Here is a 19,242-nt window from a genome sequence, read left to right as displayed (position 1 = left end):
GGGCTCAGGTCCAAATGCCCTTGGTGTCGACCAGGCGCAGATGGGTCGGCGCCGCCTGCTCCTTGAACGGCTTGTGGTCGACCAGCAGCAGGCCGATGTCGGCCTGGGCGCTGGCGGTCGGGAAGTCCACCAGGATCACGTTCGGCGAGGACTTGAGCTTCTCCGGCAGGACGTCGATGTGCGGCTCGACCGCGAGCACCTTGCCCGGATGGCGCTGGGCCAGCTCGATCGCGATGTCCAGCGCCGGGCTTTCGCGCAGGTCGTCGATGTCGGGCTTGAACGACAGGCCGAACACCGCGATGGTCAGGTTCTTGTCTTCCTTGCCGGCGGCCTTGGCCTCGGCGATGGCGGCGTCGACCTTGTCCATCACCCAGTGCGGCTTGCTGTTGTTGACCTCGCGCGCGGTGCGGATCAGGCGCGCTTCTTCCGGCGCGCTGTCGACGATGAACCACGGGTCGACCGCGATGCAGTGGCCGCCGACCCCCGGGCCGGGCTGCAGGATGTTGACCCGCGGATGGCGGTTGGCCAGGCGCACCAGCTCCCAGACGTTGATCCCGAATTTGTCGGAGATGATCGACAGCTCGTTGGCGAAGGCGATGTTGACGTCGCGGAACGCGTTCTCGGTCAGCTTGCACATCTCGGCGGTGCGCGCGTCGGTGACGATGCACTCGCCGCGGACGAAGGCCCGGTACAGCTCGCAGGCGCGTTCGGCGCAGCGCGGGGTCATGCCGCCGATGATGCGGTCGTTCTCGATCAGCTCGCGCATCACGTGGCCCGGCAGCACGCGCTCCGGGCAGTAGGCGACGTTGACGTCGGCCTGGGCGCCGGCCTGCTGCGGGAAGCTCAGGTCCGGACGCGCGGCGGCCAGCCATGCGGCCAACTGTTCGGTGGCGCCGACCGGGGAGGTCGATTCGAGCACGATCAGGTTGCCCTTGGCCAGCACCGGCGCCAGCGCCTTGGCGGCGGCCTCGATGTAGCTCAGGTCGGGCTGGTGGTCGCCCTTGAACGGGGTCGGCACCGCGATCAGGAACGCGTCGGCGGCCTGCGGCGTGTCGGTGGCGCGCAGCAGGCCCTTGTTGACCGCGGCGTACACGGCGACGTCGAGCTCGGGCTCGAAGATGTGGATCTCGCCGCGGTTGATGGTCTCGACCGCGCGACGGTTGACGTCGACGCCGATCACGCGCTTGCCGGCGGCGCAGAACGCGGCGGCGGTGGGCAGGCCGATGTAACCCAGGCCGATGACCGAAACGGTTTCGAATTGCATAAGGACTCCGAGGTGCTCCCGTGGAGCGGGGGGATGCGGCGGCGCGGGCGGCCGGTTCGTTCAACGCACAAGGCGGCGAGGGATCTCGCCGCCTGTGCGTCGCGCGCGCCGGAACGGCCCGCGCCCGATGGATGGGGCGCGGATCAGGCGGCCAACTGCGAGACCTCGACCTTGATCGTGGCCAGCGCCTCGACGATGCGTTCGCAGGCCTTGCCGTCGCCGTAGGGGTTGTGGGCGAAGCTCATTGCCTCGTAGGCCGAGCGGTCGCTGAGCAGGGCGCTGACGCCGTCGGCGATCAGTTGGCGGTCGGTGCCGACCAGCTTGACCGTGCCGGCGGCGACCGCTTCCGGGCGCTCGGTGGTGTCGCGCATCACCAGCACCGGCTTGCCCAGCGAGGGCGCTTCTTCCTGGATGCCGCCGGAGTCGGTGAGGATGATGTGGGCGGCGTTCATCAGGTACACGAACGGCAGGTAGTCCAGCGGCTCGATCAGGTGGATCTGCTTGATGTCGCGCAGCAGGCGGTTGACCGGCTCGCGCACCTGCGGATTGAGGTGCACGGGGTAGACGATGTCCACGTCCGGGTGGCGCAGGGCGATGTCGCGCAGGGCGTGGCAGATCCGCTCGAAACCGCCGCCGAAGCTTTCGCGGCGATGGCCGGTGACCAGGATCATGCGCCGCTTCGGGTCGAGGAAGCCGAACTGCTGCGACAGCTGCTCGCGCAACGAGTCGGTGCGCTCGATCCGGTGCACGACTTCCTTCAGCGCGTCGATCACGGTGTTGCCGGTGATCGAGATGCGGTCGGCGGCGATGCCTTCGGCGCGCAGGTTCTGCATCGACAGGTCGGTCGGGGCGAAGTGCATCGCCGCGAGCGCGCCGGTGAGCTTGCGGTTGGCTTCTTCCGGCCACGGCGAGTACAGGTTGCCGGTGCGCAAGCCGGCCTCGACGTGGGCCACCGGCACCTGCTGGTAATAGGCCGCCAGGGTGGTCGCCATGGTGGTGGAGGTGTCGCCGTGCACCAGCACCACGTCCGGCTTCAGCTCGGCCAGCACCTTCTTCATGCCGGTCAGGATCGCGGTGGTGATGTCGGTCAGGTCCTGGCCCGGCTTCATGATCGCCAGGTCGTAATCGGGCTGGATGTCGAACAGGCTCAGCACCTGGTCGAGCATCTGCCGATGCTGGCCGGTCACGCACACCCGCGCTTCGAAGCGCGGATCGGCGTTCAGCATCAGCGCCAGCGGCGCCATCTTGATCGCTTCCGGACGAGTGCCGAACACGCACAGGGTCTTGATCTTGCGCGGCGCGGCGACCGCGGCGGCGGCCGGCGCCGCGGCCGGCAGCTTGGTCACCGCCGAGGCGTCCTCGGCCAGGCCGGTGCGCGCGTGCGCGGGCAGGACGGCGGCGTCGGGCAGGCTCAGGCCCGGCGCATGCGCGGCTTCCAGCTCCATCGCGTCGTTCTCCGGGCGCCAGCTCGGCAGGCGCGGCTCGAACTTCCAGCCGTGGGTCAGGCCGACGGTGTAGGCGATCAGCAGCGCGGCGAAGATCGCCAGGTCCACGCCCAGCGGCAGGTTGCGCAACGAATAGCCGACCGCCGCCAGGGCGGTCGCGGTCACCACCAGGATCGCCAGCGCGGTGCGCGGCGAGCAGCCGCTGTCGAGCAGCATGTAGTGCAGGTGCTGGCGGTCCGGCTTGAACGGCGACAGGCCCTTGCGCATGCGCCGGTACATCACCGCCAGGGTGTCCAGCACCGGCAGCGCCACGCACCACAGGGCGTCGGCCGCGTCCAGCCGCGCGCCGCCACGCTGGCTCAGATACACCAGGCTCCAGGCCAGCAGGTAGCCGATCGCCATGCTGCCGGCGTCGCCCATGAAGATCTTGTGCCCGCGCCACAGACCGAGGTTGGCGAACAGGTAGGGCACGATCGCCGCGAACAGCACCGGCAGCAGCGGCAGCGAAATCGACGAGGGCGCGACGCCGTCGGCGAACAGCATGATCGCGACGATCGAGACCAGGGTCAGGCTGCCGGCGAGTCCGTCGATGCCGTCGAGCATGTTGAAGGCGTTGATCAGGCCGACCACGCCGATCACCGTCAACGGCACGCCGAGCAGGCCGAGCGAGAGCGGGCCGCGGCCGAACAGGTTGCCCAGGTCGTTCAGGTACAAGCCGCTGCCGATCATCATCAGCACGCAGGCGCCGCTCTGCACCAGCAGACGCGCGCGCACGCTGAGGTCCTTGGAGTCGTCGATCGCGCCGACGATGACGATCAGCGCGGTGCTGCCGAGCAGCGACAGGGTGAAGCGGTCGGCCAGGCCGAGCAAGGCGGCCCCGCACAACAGACCGGCGAAAATCGCCAGCCCGCCGATCAGCGGGATGTCGCCTTGGTGCCGCTTGCGTTGGCCAGGGCGGTCGACCAGGCCGAACGACTTGGCCAGGGGGCGCATCGCGTAGATGGCGATGCCTGTGATGCACAGCGCCAGGGCGCATGCGATCGCGATCTTGGTGTCCAGCATGACGTAAGGTCCGGGGAATAAGTCTTCGTTAGACAAAGCCAACGATCGCCGCCCCCCGCGGTCGATCATCCATCGATGTGTTCTGAATTTTCTAAGAGTCGTAGTGGTGCCGCAGCCAGACGCAGCGGCGAGGCCGCGTCGGGCGAAGCGATGCTGGGTTGTTGTCGCTGTGGTGGTAGGGGTGGATTGAAGTGGCGCGTCCGTCCGCCGTGGGTTCGATGCGCTACGTACAACGTTCCGCTCTTGCTCTTGTGCCCGATCTTTATGACATCTCGTCGGTCCGCGTCCGCGTCGCGCTCCCCCTACGAGTGCGCGCGAACTGCTGTTTAGTGCGAATAGACTGCCATTCGTCGCGCGATCAATACTGTGAAACCGTAAGGCTTTTTGTTGTGCGGTCGCGGTGACGGGGCCGATTCGTGCGCGAATCTGCTTTGTGTCAGCTGCGATTCATCCGGCGGATCGCGCTTGCTGTCTTCGATCAAATCGCGTTTGCGATGCGCGGCGCGGAATAACGGCGGCGTTACGCGGCAATGTGCGGTCGCGCGTCGATGCGTCGCGTTTACGCATTGCGTAGTTCGCCTTATGCGATTTCGTTATCCGCAAATGAATCTGCGAAAACCCTATTTTTAGCGGGGTTTTCCTTCACTTCCAGGGTGCGCGCAATGCGCTTCGAGCCGTTCTTCGTTTTGCTTTCGTTCATCGGTCGGCGAAAAATTGCGAGCGGATTCGCGAACCCGCGTGAGCGTGCGTGGGCGATGCGCTAACCGGCGTGGCGCTTCGCGTAGACGGTTCGGCGGGCGGCGGCGCGTTGGCGCGATGCCCGCGCGAACGCGGGCCGCCGATCATTTTTCGATCGGAGAATAATCGTAGCCGTAAGCGTGATAAGCGCCGTGGCGGCGTTCGACCGCGTTGAGGATCGAGCCCTTGAGCTCGATGCCGTTCTGCTCGAAGCGCTGCTTGGCCACCGCGATGTCCTTGGCGGTGTTGAAGCCGAAGCGCGCGACCAGCAGGTTGGTGCCGGTGTGGCGGCCGACGATGGCCGCATCGGTCACCGCCAGGATCGGCGGCGTGTCGACGATCACCAGGTCGTAGCGCTGCGACGCGGTGTTCAGCAGCGCCGGGAAGTTCGGATGCATCAGCAGCTCGGACGGGTTCGGCGGAACCTGGCCGCGGGCGATGAAGTGCAGGCCTTCGACCGAGGAGGCGTGCACCGCCCTGTTGAAGTCGATGCGCCCGGTCAGCAGGTCCGACAGCCCCTCCTGTCCGTTCAGCCCCATCACCCGGTGCAGGGTGCCGCGGCGCAGGTCGGCGTCGATCAGCAGCACGCGCTGGCCGCCCTGGGCGATCACCGTGGCCAGGTTGGTCGAGACGAAGGTCTTGCCGGCGTTCGGGCTGGCGCCGCAGATCATCAGGACGTTGTTCTTGGCCTCCAGTCGGGCGAAGTGCAGGCCGGTGCGCAGGGCGCGGATCGCCTCTATCGCCAGATCGCCCGGGGCGTCCACCGCCAGCAGCCGCGCACGGCTGATCTTCGACGGCGTGCGCGCGTGCTTGTCGACGCTTTCGTGATCGCGCTGATAGGTGCTCATCGGCACCGACGCGTACACCGGCAGGCCGAGCTGCTCGATCTCCTTGGCGTCCTCGATTCCGCGGTTGAGCAATTGGCGCAGCAGGATCCAGGCCATCGCCAAGGCGCCGCCGAGGAAGGTCGCGATGACCACGATCATCAGCCGCTTGGGCTTGACCGGCTGGCTGACGTCGACCACGGCGCGGTCGACGATGCGCGCGTTGCCGACCGTGCCGGCGCGGGCGATGTCGAGCTGCTGCGCCTGGTTGAGCAGGTTGGTGTAGGTCTGGGTGCCGACCTGCACGTCGCGGGTCAGGCGCAACAGTTCCTGCTGGGTTTCCGGCAAGCCTTCGATGCGCTTGCTCATCTCGTTCTTGCGCCCTTCCAGCTCGCCCAGCTGCGCCATCAGCGCGCGGTAGGCCGGGTGCGCGGGGGTGTAGCGGCGGCTGACTTCGGCCTGCTGCATCTTCAGCTGCGAGATGCTGGTATCGAGCGAGACGATTTGGTCCAGGTAGGACTTGGTTTCCAGGCTGATGTCGACCGAATGCGACTGCGACTGATAGGCGTTGAGCGCCTGCTCGGATTTTTCCAGTTCGCGGCGTACGTTGGGCAGTTGTTCCTTGACGAATACCAGCCGGTTGGCGGCTTCGGCCGAGTTGCGCTCTACGTTCTGTCGGGTGTACTGGCGGGTGATCGCGTCCAGGGTCTGGGTGGCCTTGACCGGATCGGGCAGCTCGTAGCTGAGCTGGATGATGCCCGAGTCCTTGGCCTTCTCGCCGGCGGTCAGGTTGCGCTGCAGCGAGGTGATGATCGCCAGCGATTGCAGCTTGATCACTTCGAAGCGCATGCCCGGATTGGCCGCCAGCGCCTTGACCGTGAGCTTGACCCCGCGGCCGCTGGCTTCCTCGCCGACCTTGCCGTTGAGCAGCAGGCCGCCGTCCTCGTCGTAGAGACGGTAGCCGCCGGCCTGGTCGGCGACCAGCTCCATCTCGGTGCCGACCAGCGCGTCGGGCACCGACAGCTTGAACACGTCCAGATGCTCGCCGCCCCAGCCGTAGCCGTCCAGGCCGAACCAGGGCTCGGCCACCGCGCCGGGCGTCGCCGGCTCGTAGCGACGCGAGATCACCCCGCCGATCAGCGGGAACCGTTTGGGTTCGACCTGCACGTCCAGGCGCAGGTCGTCGACCGCCTTGCCGAGCACGGTGCGCGAGGTCAGCAGGGCGATTTCGGTCACCGCCTGCGGCGCCGAATCGGTCAGCACCTGGGACACCGCGTCCAGACCCGGCAGGGTCGGCGTGTTCGGCTCGACCTGGATCATCGCGTTGGCCTGGTACACCGGCGGCGCGAGCAGGGCGTAAGCGGTGCCGAGAGCGAAACCGGCCGCGGTCACGCCGGCGATCAGCCACTTGTGGTCGATCAGCGTGCCGAGCAGGGCGGCCAGGTCGATTTCTTCGTTGCCGTCCCGTTGAACGTCGAGGGCGGCGGAACTGGTCGGCATGGGGTGAGGGCCTTAAAAAAGTTGGAGTCCTACGTCATAAGTAGGGCACCCAGCTACTCACCCCTGAGTTGATCAGCTGGTAGGCCCGTTCGAACGCGCTGTGCGACTGGCGGTAGGGATCCGGCACGCCGGCATCGTCCAACCACTTGCCCAGCAGAAACGTCTTCCCCCGCGCGTGCGGCGCAAGCGCCAGCACGCCGTCGAGGTGCTTACGTTCCATCGTAAGGATCAGGTCGGCGGCGTCGATGATCTCGCGATCGATCTGCCGCGCCTTGTGCAACGTACCGTCCAGGCCGTGCTGTTCGAGCAGGGCCAGGGCGGTGGCGTCGATCGGATGGCCGCGCAATGCCGCCAGCCCGGCCGATTCGACGACGATGTCCTTGCCTTGCATACGATGCCGCAGCAGCACTTCGGCGGTTGGGCTCCGGCAGATGTTGCCGATGCAGACCATCAATACCCGTTTGAACACGCGCGCTACGTCTCACTGTTGAACCACGGCGCGCACGGCGCCGACAGCGTTTGGTTGATGGCGCGACCGGCCCGGAGGACCGTTCGCCCGGCAGTGAACCGAACAGCGACGCATGCCGACACGCGGGGGCCGCGATGCTGCGGTGCATCGAATTACGACGGTGCGGAATGTACGAGCCGCCTCCGGCAGGGTCAACCGCCGATGCCGGCGCGACCGTCGAGACGTGACGTCGGTCACCCGCGAACTCGCGCCGAGCGCGCAATCGTGAACGAGGCCTCGCGCGCGGCGAATCCCCGCCGCTGTTGCGTTTGCGGCGATGCGCACGGGCCGCGGCGACGCAAGTGAACGAAACCCGAATGCGCGGCCGCGCGATGCATCGAACGGCGCGCTCGTCATCGCCGCGTCATACGCCGATGCCGTGCGCTCTGCGGCCGGTTGTCCGCGGGTAGCGAGGATTCATAACTGTGATGCGATGCTCTTACCGAAGCCGTCGCCTCCCGCCGCAGCCGCCGTCGCTGGCTATACTGCGCCCAGGGGCTAACTCGCGCGATCCGTTCGCACGCAACATCAGGAGTCACGTCCCGCCACAGATTCGCGTCACCGATCTCGTCCCTGCGCCCCGTCCATCGGGCCGGCCGATCCGGTTTCCGCCACGGCTGCGCCAGTTCCGGCGCAGCGTTCCACTTTCGACGTCCGTACTTCGTTGCCGAAGCAACGCTGGCGGGCTTTCGCGCTCGGTTGGCCGTGTCGCACCGCAGGGAAGGCGGCGCGGCCGGCGTCGCAGCGCGCGTTTGCGGCTTCACCACGGCCGGCTTCATCTCGGCAAGACCACGACCTAGAGACAGATTCGTTCATGAGAAAGCTTTCAGTTGGCATGGCGCTGTTGGCCGCCATCGGACTCAACGGCTGCATGTGGGCGCCGGGCCAGCACATGAGCCCGAACCAACTGCTGCGCGGCGACGCGTTGCAGGCCGACGAGGTCGAGCTGGTGCCGATCAACGCTCAGTTGGTGGCCAGCGAGCGCGCCTCGGCGGATACCGCGGCGGTGCCGGCGGAGCTGCTCGACTATCAGCCCGAGGCCTACCGGATCGGCGCCGGCGACACCTTGTACATCACCATCTGGGACCACCCCGAGCTGACCTCGCCGGCCGGCAACCAGCAGCAGCCGGCCGCCAACGGCCGCCTGGTGCGCCCGGACGGCACCCTGTTCTATCCCTATGTCGGCGTGATCCAGGCGCGCGGCAAGACCATCGAGGAACTGCGCTCGCTGATCACCCAGCGCATCGCGGCGGTGGTCGAGTCGCCGCAGGTCGACGTCACCGTGATCGACTACGGCAGCCAGCAGGTGACTCTGCAGGGCGCGTTCGTGAAGACCGAGCGCCAGCGCATCACCGCCACCCCGCTGACCCTGGCCCAGGCGATCGGCGCGGCCACCATCGACCCGTTGCGCGCGGACCTGTCCGGCCTGGTGCTGACCCGCGACGGCCACCAGTACCCGCTCGACCTGGACGCGCTCAACCGCACCTCGGTCGCGCCGGACATCTTCCTCAAGGCCGGCGACCACATCTATCTGCCCTACAACGACCGCAAGGAAGTCTATGTGGTCGGCGAAGTGGTGCGCCCGGCGGCGATCGGCTTCAAGACCACCGACATGAGCCTGAGTCAAGTGCTCGGCCGCGCCGGCGGGCTCAACCCGCTGACCGCCAACGGCGACGCGGTGTACGTGATCCGCGGCGGCAGCCAGGACCTGCGCGAGCAGCCGGCCAAGATCTATCACCTCGCGGCCAAGTCGCCGGCGACCTTCGCCCTGGCGAGTCAGTTCTCGGTCAGGCCCGGCGACGTGGTGTTCGTCGGCCCGGCCGGCGTCACCCGCTGGAACCGCTTCGTCAACCAGCTGCTGCCGTTCTCCAACATCCTGAACAACTCGGCCAATACCCAGGACCTGCTGGAGCGCTGAGCCTGGCGGCGTAATCCCGTTCGCCATCGAGCCTTTCCCCCCTTTGAAAAGGGGGGCGCGGGATTTGCTTTCGCTCTTCCCGCACGCCCCCTGTCGATCCGCCGTCCCCCGCTTCGTCGTACCGATACCTCCCAAGGAATCGCTACGCATGAAGATCTACTGGATCCGCACCCAGGCCCCGCGCCGCGTCCTCGCCCTGGCCAAGCATCTGCGCCTGGAGGTCGAGCTGGTCGAAAAGGACTTGATGGCCGGCGAACTGCAGGCCGCCGACTACGCCGCGCTCAATCCCAACCGCAAGGCGCCTTTGTTGGTCGACGGCGACTACGCGCTGTGGGAGTCGTCGGCGATCATGGCCTACCTGTGCCGGCGCGCCGGCTCCGAGTTGTGGCCGAGCCGAGCGGACGAACAGATCGAAGTGCTGCGTTGGCTGTCGTGGAACGATCAGCATTGGGACCCGGCGGTGTCGCCGTTCTACTTCGAACGCGTGGTCAAACCGCAGTTCGGCATCGGCGAGCAGGACCCGGACCTGCTGGCCGCCAGCGAAGCCGCGCTGCACCGCTACGCGCGCGTGCTCGACGATCATCTGGCCGGCCGTCGCCATCTCGCCTGCGGCCGCCTGACCATCGCCGACTTCCAGGCCGCGTCGATGGCCTGCGACTGGCGCCAGGCGCAGATGCCCCTGCACGGCTATCCGAACCTGTTGGCCTGGCTGGACGGCCTGATGGCGTTGCCGGCCTGGGCCGAGCCCTGGCCGCAGGCGGCGTGAGCGCATCGGTCCAAGCGGGGTGGTTGGAGTGGAAAATGGGATGGCGCTGAGGTCGTAGCGGCAGCCTTGCACCGCGAGTCCCTCTCCCGCTTGCGGGAGAGGGACGGGTGAGGGAAGCCAGCGCAGACGCACTCGTTCGCTTCTGCGGCGCGCCCCTTCGCCCGGCGGAGACAAGGCGCTGAAGTCTCTGGATCCCCGCTTCCGCGGGGATGACCTGCGGCAAGACTTCCTGCTCTCTTGGGATGACGGTGCGGCAAGGCATCCGGCTATCGCGAAGGGTGGCGACGGTACAGCGCGGAGCCGTCCAGCCGCCGCTCGACCCTCCTGCCGTCGTTCCCGCGCAGGCGGGAGCCCAGGGCTGCATCCAGGCGGATCTCCAAGCCCGCTGTGCTGCCGTCACACCGTCCCGGCGTGACCGCGGTCGTGCCGCGCACGTGCCTGGGCCGCGGAATGTACGCGCGCGGCGGCGCTACGTGCCCTTGCGCACGAACGCACTGTGCCGATGCGGTCGTTCGCGCTGTGCGCTTTCGATGACTCCCGGCTGAAAGCGGACAAGCCGCGGCCGCGCACGCGGCCTACAATGCGGCTTGCACTCCGCCGTCGTATCGCCGTCCATGATGCTCCGTAGCAGCCGCCTGTCCTTGCGTCCCGTGCTCGCGTCCGATGCCGACGCCCTGCAGGCGGTGTTCGGCGATCCGCAGGCGATGCGCTACAGCCGCATCGGCGCGCAGCCGGCGCAGTACGCGGCGAGCTGGATCGCGCATCTGGCCGGCGAACGCGGCCTCGGCACCTGGGCGGTCGCCGATCGCGCCGACGAGCAGGTGATCGGCTACGCCAGCCTGACCGCGCTGCGTCCCGGCGACGGTGGCCGCGAGGCCGAACTGATGCTGCGCCTGGCCCCGGCCTGGTGGCGGCGCGGCTACGGCAGCGAGGCCGCGCAGGCCGTGCTCGACTACGGCTTCGACCACCTGGGCCTGCGCCGCATCATCGCCTCGATCGATCCCGATCACGTCGCCGCCGACGCCTGGCTGCGCAAGCTCGGCTTGCGGCCCGCCGGCGAACTGATGCTCGCCGGCGACCCGCGTCCGGAACGGCTGTACGCGATCGAGCGCGGCTGAGCCAAGTCCGGCCCCGGCCGGATCGGAGAGGCCGGATGTCCCGGCGTCGCCGCCGAGTGCGCGATCCGCCTACTGCACCCGCACCGCCAGATCGCGCCCGGCCGCGGCGACGTTGCCGCTGTAGTCGCGCGCGGTGATCCGCAACAGGTAATCCCCCGCGGGCAGTTCGCTCGGCGAATAGCTGCCCGCGGCCAGGCGGCCGTCGCGCACGGTATTGCTGACCATGTAGCGGAAGCGGGTGATCGCGCTGCCGTGCACGGTGATGCCGCTGTCCGGCGCATAGGCCACCTTGACCGCGTCGTCGGCGGCCGGCATGCGGTCGAACTGGATGTTCATGCGCGGGTTCTCGTAGCCCGGCAGCGGTTGCCCGGCCGCGCTCAGCCACTGATAGCCGAGCGCGTACAGGCCCAGCCGGCGCCGCGGCAGGTTGCGGTCGACCTGGTCCCAGGCCTCGACCACGATGTGCACGCCGGGCAGGGCGCGCGACAGCAGCAGGCGGCCGTCCTGGCGTTCGGCCAGCGGCTGTTCGGACGGGTCGAGCAACTGGATGCGCTCGATCCGCGGCGGGTAGCTGTCGGCGTAGTTGACGAAGCCGAGCAGGGCGGCGTTGCGCTCGAAGCCGAACGGCCCGTAGGCCAGGTGCACGTGCGCCATCGGATTGATCGTGCCCAGCGCGTCGCCGGCTTGGAAGCGCGCGCCGCGGCGCACGCGCATGCGCGGCTTCGCGCCGGCGTCGTCGGTCAGGGCCTGGAAGCGCTGCGGGTCCAGCGGCTGGCCCTGGGCAGTGCGGCCGACGCGCATATGGATATAGCTCAGCGCATCCAGCATCAGGCCTTCGCCGAGTCCGCCATAGCCCCAGGCCGCGGCCGGGCTGCCGATCTTGGCGTCGGCGATGGCCAGCACCTCCTGGCCGACGTCGCCGCGAATATCCAGGCCGCCGTGCAGGTGGTGGCGGCTTTCGCCGCGACCGTCGCCGCGTACTTCGCCGAGCGTGCCGACCACTTCGTGCCAGCCGTCCTGCGGACGCAAAGGCCAGCGCCCGGCGGTGGCCGGCAAGGGGTTGTCCAGCGACGGGCCGACTTCCAGCGGCAACGCCGAGGCCGGCGCCGAGGCGGTGGCGACGCGGTGCACGCGATAGCTGGCGGCGTCGTTGACGTACAGGCCGCCGGCGCCGTCCAGCACCAGGCCGGAGGGACGCGGCAGGCGCTGCGCCTGCTCGCGGCCGCTGATCGGCCGCCATTGCCCGTCGGGCTTGAACTGCAGCACTCGTCCCCAGGTCATTTCGCCGACGTAGAGCAAGCCGTCGTGGCTCAGCGCCAGGCTGATCGGGCGGTGCGGCGCGCCGCTCTCGCTGTCGGGACCGGTGCCGGGCAGGGTGGTCACCGTGCCTTGCGCGTCGATGCGGCGGATCGCGTCGTTGCGGGTGTCGGCGACCCACACCGTGCCGCGCAGGCCGACCGCGAGCGCGGTCGGGGTGTCGAACCGCGCCGTCGCGCCGGCGCCGTCGACGAAGCCCGGGTGCGCGCCGCCGGCCAGGGTGCTGACGTTGCCGTCGGTGCCGATCACGCGAATGCGGTCGTTGTAAGTGTCGGCCACGAAGATCCGGCCGCGCGCGTCGACCGCGACGCCGACCGGTCCGTCGAATTGCGCCTGCGCCGCGGGCCCGTCGCGATAGCCGGCCGCGCCGGTGCCGGCGACGGTGCTGACTGCGCCCTGCGGGGTGATGCGGCGGATCGCGTGATTGCCGGTATCGGCGACATACAGATTGCCGGCCCGATCGAAGGCCAGGCCGGACGGGGTATGGAACTTCGCCGCCGCGCCGTTGCCGTCGGCGAAGCCTTCGCCGCCGCCGGCGAAGCTGCTGACTCGGCCGTCCGGCGCGATCCGGCGGATGCGGTTGTTGTCGCCGCCGTCGGCGATGTACAGGCTGCCGTCGCTGGCGCGCGCCAGGCCGTAAGGATCGGCGAAGCGCGCCTGCGCCGCGGCGCCGTCGCGCAGCCCGGCGATGCCGTCGCCGGCGATCGATTGCAACTGCCCCTGCCAGCCGAACGGGGTCGGCGCCGGGCCGCGCGGCGCGGCAGGCGCCGATTCGCGTTGCTGCCACTCGTAGACATAGGTCGCGGCCAGGGCCGCCGCGGTCAGGCCGATCGCCAGCCACAGCCAATGGGTTCGGGTCATGCGCATCCTCATTGCGCGCGCCGCCCAGGCCGGCGGCGCTTTCGCGAATCGGCCGATTCTAGAACGCGCGGTGGGTTCCGTGTCCCGCTCCGGGCTTCTGTAGGAGCGGCGTCAGCCGCGACAGCCGAAGCGGCGTACAGCCGCGCCGGCCGCCGAAGCGAGGATCGGTGGACAGGGCTGGCGGTCAGCGGCTTCGGCGAAGGCGCTGACGTACACCGCTGTGGTGGGTCGCGGCTGACGCCGCTCCGACAAAGGCCGGCTTACAGCCAGATCTGCGCCAGGGTGCGCGCGACTTCGGCATGCACCTGGTCGCGGCCGGCCGCGTCGATCTTGCCGGCATCGGTCAGGTAGCAGGTCAGCAGCACGGGCTTGCGCGGCGCAGCCGGCCAGATCGCCGCGAGGTCGTTGGCCGTGGTGTTGGCGGTACCGGTCTTGTCGCCGACCTTGAGCCCGGCGGGCAGGCCCGCGCGCAGGCGCTTGTCGCCGGTCTTATTGGCCACCAGCCAGGCGGTCAGTCGTTCGCGCGAGGCCGGCTTGAGCGCGTCGCCCAGCGCCAGCGTGCGCAGGCTATCGAGCATCGCATCGGGCGAGGTGGTGTCGCGTTCGTCGCCCGGGCCGACCACGTTGAGTTCGGGCTCGGTCCGGTCCAGGCGCGTGACCGGGTCGCCGATGCCGCGCAGGAAGCGGGTCAGTCCGGTCGGACCGCCGATCAGCGGCAGCAGCAGATTGGCCGCGGCGTTGTCGCTGAGGGTCATGGTCGCCTCGCACAGGGCGGCGACGCTGGCGCCGACGCCGACCAGCGGCCCGGTCACCGGCGAGTGAGCGATGATGTCGCTCTTGGCGATCGGCAGCTTGCGTTGCAGGTCCAGCCTGCCGCGGTCGACCTCGCGCAGCACCGCCGCCGCGAGCAGGAACTTGAAGGTGCTGCACATCGGGAAGCGTTCGCCGCCGCGCCAGGCCAGGCGCTGGCCGTTGCCGGTGTCCAGCGCGGCCACGCCCAGCCGGCCGCCGCTGTCGCGTTCCAGCCGGGTCAGCTGCGCGGTCCAATGCGCGCCGATCTCCTTGGCCGGCGAGCGCGCCAGCAGGGCGAAGCTGGAGCCGCCGAAACCGGCGGCGAGCAACGCGGCGCCGCTGCGTTGCAAAAAGTCGCGTCGATGCATGGAAGTCTCTCCTCGGAGGAGCGGCGATTATCGAAACCGCCGCGCGATCGCCGCAAACGACGATTTCTAAGAGCTGCCGAAAGATTTTCTTGCAGCGGCCGTGACGATGCTGTCCCTGTAGGAGCGGCGTCCCACGGGATTTCCTTCGGGCATGGGCCGCGACACCGAAGCGGTGTGCGTCAGCGTCGTCGCCGAGGCTGCGGTCCACCGGCGGTGTCCATCGGTTTTCGCTTCGGCCGTCAGCAGGGTATTTCGTCGCTTCGGCTGTCGCGGCTCACGCCGCTCCTACAGGGGCGGCATCGCGCTGCGCCAGGCGCGCCTCGTGCGCCTTGCCCCAGGCCGACATCACCGCGACCGCCTCGTTCAAGCCGATGCCGTACTCGGTCACCGAATACACCACCTTCTGCACCGCGCCCGGAAACGCCTCGCGCCGGACCAGCAGGTCGGCCTCCATCTCGCGCAGTTGCTCGGTCAGCACCTTCTCGCTGATCCCCGGCAGCAGGCGGCGCAGCTCGCCGAAGCGGCGCGGCGCCAGATTGACCTCCCACAGGATCATCGTCTTCCACTTGCCGCCGATCGCATTGAGCGCGGTGGCCAGGCCGCAAGCGTCGCCGGGCAGGCGTTTCATCGCGAAGACTCCTTACGTGCAGGTAAGCGCTTACCGGAAAGTGGCTAATTTACAGGGCGTCGATGGGAGCGGCACGCTGTGCGGCGCGCGGCGGACCGCCGCGAATGCTTCAGGAGCAGGACATGAACCCGGACCCCGCGAACGAGGTCGATGGCGCCGAGGGCCGCTACTCCGGCTCGAACGAAGCGCGAACCCCTGCGCTCGCCGATGGCGGCGACCGCCGCGGCGCGATGCCGACGAACAGCGCATCCGCCGCAGCGCCGGCCGCCACGTCGGCTGATGCCGCCGCAGCGATAGCGCCCGCCCGCGTCGCCGCCTGCGCCTGCGGCGAACTGCGCGTGACCGCTCGCGGCGAACCGCTCAGCGTCTATGCCTGCGCCTGCCTGGAATGCCAGCGCGCCACCGGGTCGGCGTTCTCCTACCGCGCCCGTTACGCCAAGGACCGCATCGCCGTCGACGGCGAGCCGCGCCGCTGGCGCCGCGGCAGCGACGCCGGCCGCTGGGTCGAGCATTGCTTCTGCCCACGTTGCGGCAGCCTGGTCTACATGGAAGCCGAAGCCTTGTCCGACGCGGTGGTGATTTCGATCGGCGCCTTCGCCGACCCCGACTTCGCCGCCCCCGGCGCGCTGCACCGCAGCGCCCGCCGCCACCGCTGGTACGAACTCGACTGTCGTTTGTTGTAAAACCGGTGCTCCTACAAAGCCGCCCGCCCGCGTTGCGCGCCGGCGGATGCCTTCACGCCAAACTACGCAAATCCGCCTTCCGCCCCGGCGCCATGCCCTCTGGCCGATGGACCGGCCCCGGGCGGCTGGCTAGTATCGGCCCGACCACCCGAGGGCCTCCCCATGAAGTTGCCGATCGCCACACCGTTGGCGGTGCTCTGCGCCGCCGCCCTGTCGATGCCCGCTTTCGCCGCCAAGCCGGCCAAGGCGCCCAAGCCGCCGAAGGCGCCGACCTTCGACACCAAGCGCCTGTCCGAAGAAGTGAAGGCGCTGTCCTCCGACGAGTTCGAAGGCCGCGGCCCCGCCACCGCCGGCGAGACCAAGACCATCGACTACGTCGTCGCCCAGCTCAAGGCGGCCGGCGTGCAGCCCGGCGGCGACCTCAAGGACGGCAAGCGCCTGTGGACCCAGGCCGTGCCGCTGCTGCGCTCCAACATCGAGGGCTCGCCCAAGCTGACCGTGACGGTGAAGAAGAAGTCGCGCGCGCTGACCCAGGGCAACGAAATCGCCGTGCGCGCCGCGCTCAACGGCGCCGACAACGTCGCCTTCAAGAACGCGCCGCTGGTGTTCGCCGGTTACGGCGTCAGCGCGCCGGAGCGCGACTGGGACGACTTCAAGGGCGTCGACCTCAAGGGCAAGATCGCGGTCGTGCTGATCAACGACCCGGATTTCGACACCGGCGAAGGCGACTTCGGCGGCAAGGCCATGACCTACTACGGCCGCTGGACCTACAAGTACGAGGAGGCCGCGCGCCGCGGCGCGCTCGGCCTGCTGATCGTGCACGAGACCGAGCCGGCCTCCTACGGCTGGGCCACGGTCAAGAACTCCAACACCAACACCATGTTCGACGTGGTCCGCGACCAGCCCGGCCAGGCCCATCCGAGCATGGAAGGCTGGATCCAGCGCGACCTGGCGATGAGCCTGTTCAAGAGCGCCGGCCTGGACTTCGAAAAACTCAAGCAGCAGGCCCGGACCCGCGAGTTCAAGCCGGTGACGCTCAAGGGCGTGACCTTGTCGGCCAACTACGCGGTCAAGAGCGAAGTGATCACCTCGCAGAACATCGTCGGCCGCATCGACGGCAGCAAGAAGCCCGACGAGACCGTCATCTACAGCGCCCACTGGGACCACCTCGGCGTCGGCGCGCCCGACGCCAAGGGCGACACCATCTACAACGGCGCGGTCGACAACGCCACCGGCACCGCCGCCCTGATCGAGATGGGCCGCGCCTTCGCCAAGGGCAAGAAGCCGCAGCGCTCGGTGGTGTTCCTGGCGGTGACCGCGGAAGAGAAAGGCCTGCTCGGCTCGGAGTACTACGCCTCCAAGCCGCTGTACCCGCTGGCCAAGACCGTCGCGGTGATCAACACCGACGCGCTCGACCCGACCGGCCCGGCGCGCGACTTCACCACCTCCGGCAGCGCCAAGCAGGAACTGCTGGACGAGCTGATCGCCACCGCCCAGCGCTGGGGCCTCAAGTACGTCACCGACCCCAAGCCGGAGGCCGGTCACTTCTTCCGCTCCGACCACTTCCCCTTCGCCAAGCGCGGCGTGCCGGCGGTGTCGTTCGGCTCGGGCGAGGACAAGGTCGACGGCGGCGTCGAAGCCGGCAAGGCCGAGAGCGAGGCCTACGTCAAGGACCGCTACCACCAGCCGGCCGACCAATGGGAAGCCAGCTGGAGCTTCACCGGCATGGCCCGCGACCTGCAGATCCTCTACACCCTCGGCAACGACCTGGCCAACTCGCGCCGCTGGCCGAACTGGGCCCAGGACTCGGAGTTCCGCGGGGCGCGGGATGAGACGGCAGGCGAGCGGCCGGCCAAATAATCTATCTGAAGTCCACTAGAGATGTTCAGACCGCGGGAGTCTATCTCCTGCGGTTTTTTTTGACGATATGGCCGATCTTTGCCTCAAAGTACGTAACGGCTTCAGAAGCGTCGCAGTCTCAGAGATCTGACTTTAGTACTTTATGGGTCGCTTGCGGCTGTGAATCTATGGGTAAGCCATCGATAGCGTATAGGGGGCGTCGTGCAAGCAACGTATTATCAGTATTATATTACGAAAGGGAATTCGGCTAAGAAATACTGGGTGGATATTCGGCCATTCTTGAGGAAGTACTGCTCATGGAAGTTGCCGAAATTCAAGGCGCAATTCACTCATAACGGAGAGCGGCTTTATCTTGTTCATGCGGTTGGCGATCAGTTTATGTTTCTTCACACGCTGGACAATGAGATCATTAAAAAAATTGATTCAAACAATCTGACCTTGGCAGATCTGAAGGCGTATCTTGTGGATGATTCTGCGGGATTTGCGTCATATGTGAATTTTCGTGAAGATTTTTTTGGGATCGCGTGCAAGATTTTATCGCCAAGGTGTGCCGTATTTGCTGATTATGTGAATGAAGTTTTTGTGGCCTTGGCGCTCCCATACAGATTTCACGTTGTCGCGCTTACCCATCAAATGGCGAGGAAGGATATATCAAAGCTGGTGCGTGTTGGCCGAGTTACTTTGGAGTTGCAGCGCGATAATAAGCTTCATCAAGATTTAATGGAGTTTCTGGGTGGTGAGCTTGGTGTCAATTATGAAGAAATCGGCCCTGTTGAAATATCTGTTCGGCCAAAAAAAAGAAAGGGTGATATCAAGAAGTTCTTGCAAGGCGTTTCCGATAATATTGGTGTGGCAGGTGTAAGTGATTTCGAGGCCAGGGCAGTTACCGCAGTGGCAGATAAGGTTGTAGATGTGTATTTAGTGGGGCAGGGGATTGTGCGCAATCCTATATCTGGCGATAGCGACGGAAAAATACAAAGGGATTTTGACAATCAGATGAAGAAGAATGCTCTTCTTCAGGAAAAGCTCAGGGAGATGAGAGAAGATGCAGCTATTAAAAAAGCTACGTTTGCCGATCTCGATAATCCTGCTAAGCCACAGCGTTAGCGCAGCCGTGTTGTGTTTTGTCCCATGCGATGCGGCCAAGGTGCTCGGGGGAGCGTCTGGGCGGGTCGAGTCTTTAGCATCCTTACTAGCTAGCTTTGCATTTACGATGGCGGGGTTTCTGGCAGCGATCCTGGCGTTGTTTGGTATTACCGCCGGCTCGCGACACTTGGTTCGGTATCATAAAAAGGGGCATCTTAGAACATTACTAATAGTTATGGGGTTAACTGTTTTGGAACTGATAGCTACTTTTGGCGTCTCTTTGCGGCTTTTTTTTGTGGCGCCGACCCAGAGATATATCGAGATGGTGGCTTGGTTGGTGGCTTCGGATTTGATTATGCTGGGTTTTAGCACTTTACCTGTAATTATGCTTTTAAAGGGTGCAATAGAATCTGCCAGGGATTGAGTTCGCCCGGGTGATGGTTGGTGTGTAGTCAATGGACTGGTTTGAAAAGATCGAGTAGCCCAAAATGGGTTATTTGGTCC

General features: G+C 67.1%; 14 protein-coding genes. 7 read left to right on the top strand and 7 right to left on the bottom strand.

The features are described from left to right. Nucleotides 1-4: 4 nt before the first annotated feature. The 4 genes from wecC to AC3A57_RS00260 form a co-directional block, all read right to left on the bottom strand. The gene (gene wecC / locus AC3A57_RS00275) at nucleotides 5-1,264 is read right to left on the bottom strand and encodes a UDP-N-acetyl-D-mannosamine dehydrogenase (RefSeq protein ID WP_487577033.1); all 1,260 of its coding nucleotides are present in this window, start codon (nucleotides 1,262-1,264) and stop codon (nucleotides 5-7) included. A gap of 143 nt (nucleotides 1,265-1,407) precedes the next feature. After that, entirely contained in the window at nucleotides 1,408-3,771 is a 2,364-nt protein-coding gene (gene wecB / locus AC3A57_RS00270; RefSeq protein WP_487577032.1) for a non-hydrolyzing UDP-N-acetylglucosamine 2-epimerase, read from the bottom strand. Between the two features lie 842 nt (nucleotides 3,772-4,613). Continuing rightward, on the bottom strand, nucleotides 4,614-6,833 hold the full coding sequence (locus AC3A57_RS00265) for a polysaccharide biosynthesis tyrosine autokinase (protein ID WP_487577031.1): 2,220 nt from the start codon (nucleotides 6,831-6,833) through the stop codon (nucleotides 4,614-4,616). A 34-nt stretch (nucleotides 6,834-6,867) separates the two neighbouring features. Further along, a complete protein-coding gene (locus tag AC3A57_RS00260; RefSeq protein WP_487577030.1) occupies nucleotides 6,868-7,302 on the bottom strand; it encodes a low molecular weight protein-tyrosine-phosphatase in 435 nt (144 codons plus the stop codon). A gap of 853 nt (nucleotides 7,303-8,155) precedes the next feature. On the opposite strand from AC3A57_RS00260, the gene AC3A57_RS00255 reads away from it, so the two are divergent. From AC3A57_RS00255 to AC3A57_RS00245, 3 genes are all read left to right on the top strand, one after another. Then, complete coding sequence (locus tag AC3A57_RS00255) at nucleotides 8,156-9,259, top strand: polysaccharide biosynthesis/export family protein (RefSeq protein WP_487577029.1); 1,104 nt, start codon at nucleotides 8,156-8,158, stop codon at nucleotides 9,257-9,259. Between the two features lie 148 nt (nucleotides 9,260-9,407). Beyond that, complete coding sequence (locus AC3A57_RS00250; RefSeq protein ID WP_487577028.1) at nucleotides 9,408-10,025, top strand: glutathione S-transferase family protein; 618 nt, start codon at nucleotides 9,408-9,410, stop codon at nucleotides 10,023-10,025. A 614-nt stretch (nucleotides 10,026-10,639) separates the two neighbouring features. Continuing rightward, on the top strand, nucleotides 10,640-11,143 hold the full coding sequence (locus tag AC3A57_RS00245) for a GNAT family N-acetyltransferase (RefSeq protein WP_487577027.1): 504 nt from the start codon (nucleotides 10,640-10,642) through the stop codon (nucleotides 11,141-11,143). Between the two features lie 69 nt (nucleotides 11,144-11,212). Here the strand turns inward: AC3A57_RS00245 and AC3A57_RS00240 are convergent, their stop codons facing one another. The 3 genes from AC3A57_RS00240 to AC3A57_RS00230 form a co-directional block, all read right to left on the bottom strand. Next, a complete protein-coding gene (locus AC3A57_RS00240) occupies nucleotides 11,213-13,321 on the bottom strand; it encodes an NHL repeat-containing protein (protein WP_487577026.1) in 2,109 nt (702 codons plus the stop codon). Between the two features lie 260 nt (nucleotides 13,322-13,581). After that, a complete protein-coding gene (gene bla / locus AC3A57_RS00235; RefSeq protein WP_487577025.1) occupies nucleotides 13,582-14,481 on the bottom strand; it encodes a class A beta-lactamase in 900 nt (299 codons plus the stop codon). A 274-nt stretch (nucleotides 14,482-14,755) separates the two neighbouring features. Further along, nucleotides 14,756-15,109: a winged helix-turn-helix transcriptional regulator gene (locus tag AC3A57_RS00230; RefSeq protein ID WP_487577024.1), complete on the bottom strand. Its 354-nt coding sequence runs from the start codon at nucleotides 15,107-15,109 to the stop codon at nucleotides 14,756-14,758. A gap of 122 nt (nucleotides 15,110-15,231) precedes the next feature. Here AC3A57_RS00230 and AC3A57_RS00225 point away from each other — a divergent pair, with 122 nt between their 5' ends. The 4 genes from AC3A57_RS00225 (at nucleotide 15,232) to AC3A57_RS00210 (ending at nucleotide 19,162) form a co-directional block, all read left to right on the top strand. Further along, nucleotides 15,232-15,792 (top strand): GFA family protein, encoded by a 561-nt coding sequence (locus AC3A57_RS00225; protein ID WP_487577023.1) that lies wholly within the window; start codon nucleotides 15,232-15,234, stop codon nucleotides 15,790-15,792. A 216-nt stretch (nucleotides 15,793-16,008) separates the two neighbouring features. Further along, entirely contained in the window at nucleotides 16,009-17,652 is a 1,644-nt protein-coding gene (locus tag AC3A57_RS00220) for a M28 family metallopeptidase (RefSeq protein WP_487577694.1), read from the top strand. Between the two features lie 201 nt (nucleotides 17,653-17,853). Beyond that, nucleotides 17,854-18,759, top strand: coding sequence for a hypothetical protein (locus AC3A57_RS00215; protein ID WP_487577022.1), 906 nt, complete (start codon nucleotides 17,854-17,856; stop codon nucleotides 18,757-18,759). 106 nt (nucleotides 18,760-18,865) lie between these two features. Next, nucleotides 18,866-19,162: a hypothetical protein gene (locus AC3A57_RS00210; RefSeq protein WP_487577021.1), complete on the top strand. Its 297-nt coding sequence runs from the start codon at nucleotides 18,866-18,868 to the stop codon at nucleotides 19,160-19,162. Nucleotides 19,163-19,242 lie beyond the last annotated feature (80 nt).

This window comes from Lysobacter sp. Soil_C_15 (assembly GCF_057657315.1).
The sequence above is the reverse complement of the archived record's forward strand: the minus strand, read 5'-3'. Positions and strand labels throughout refer to the sequence as shown.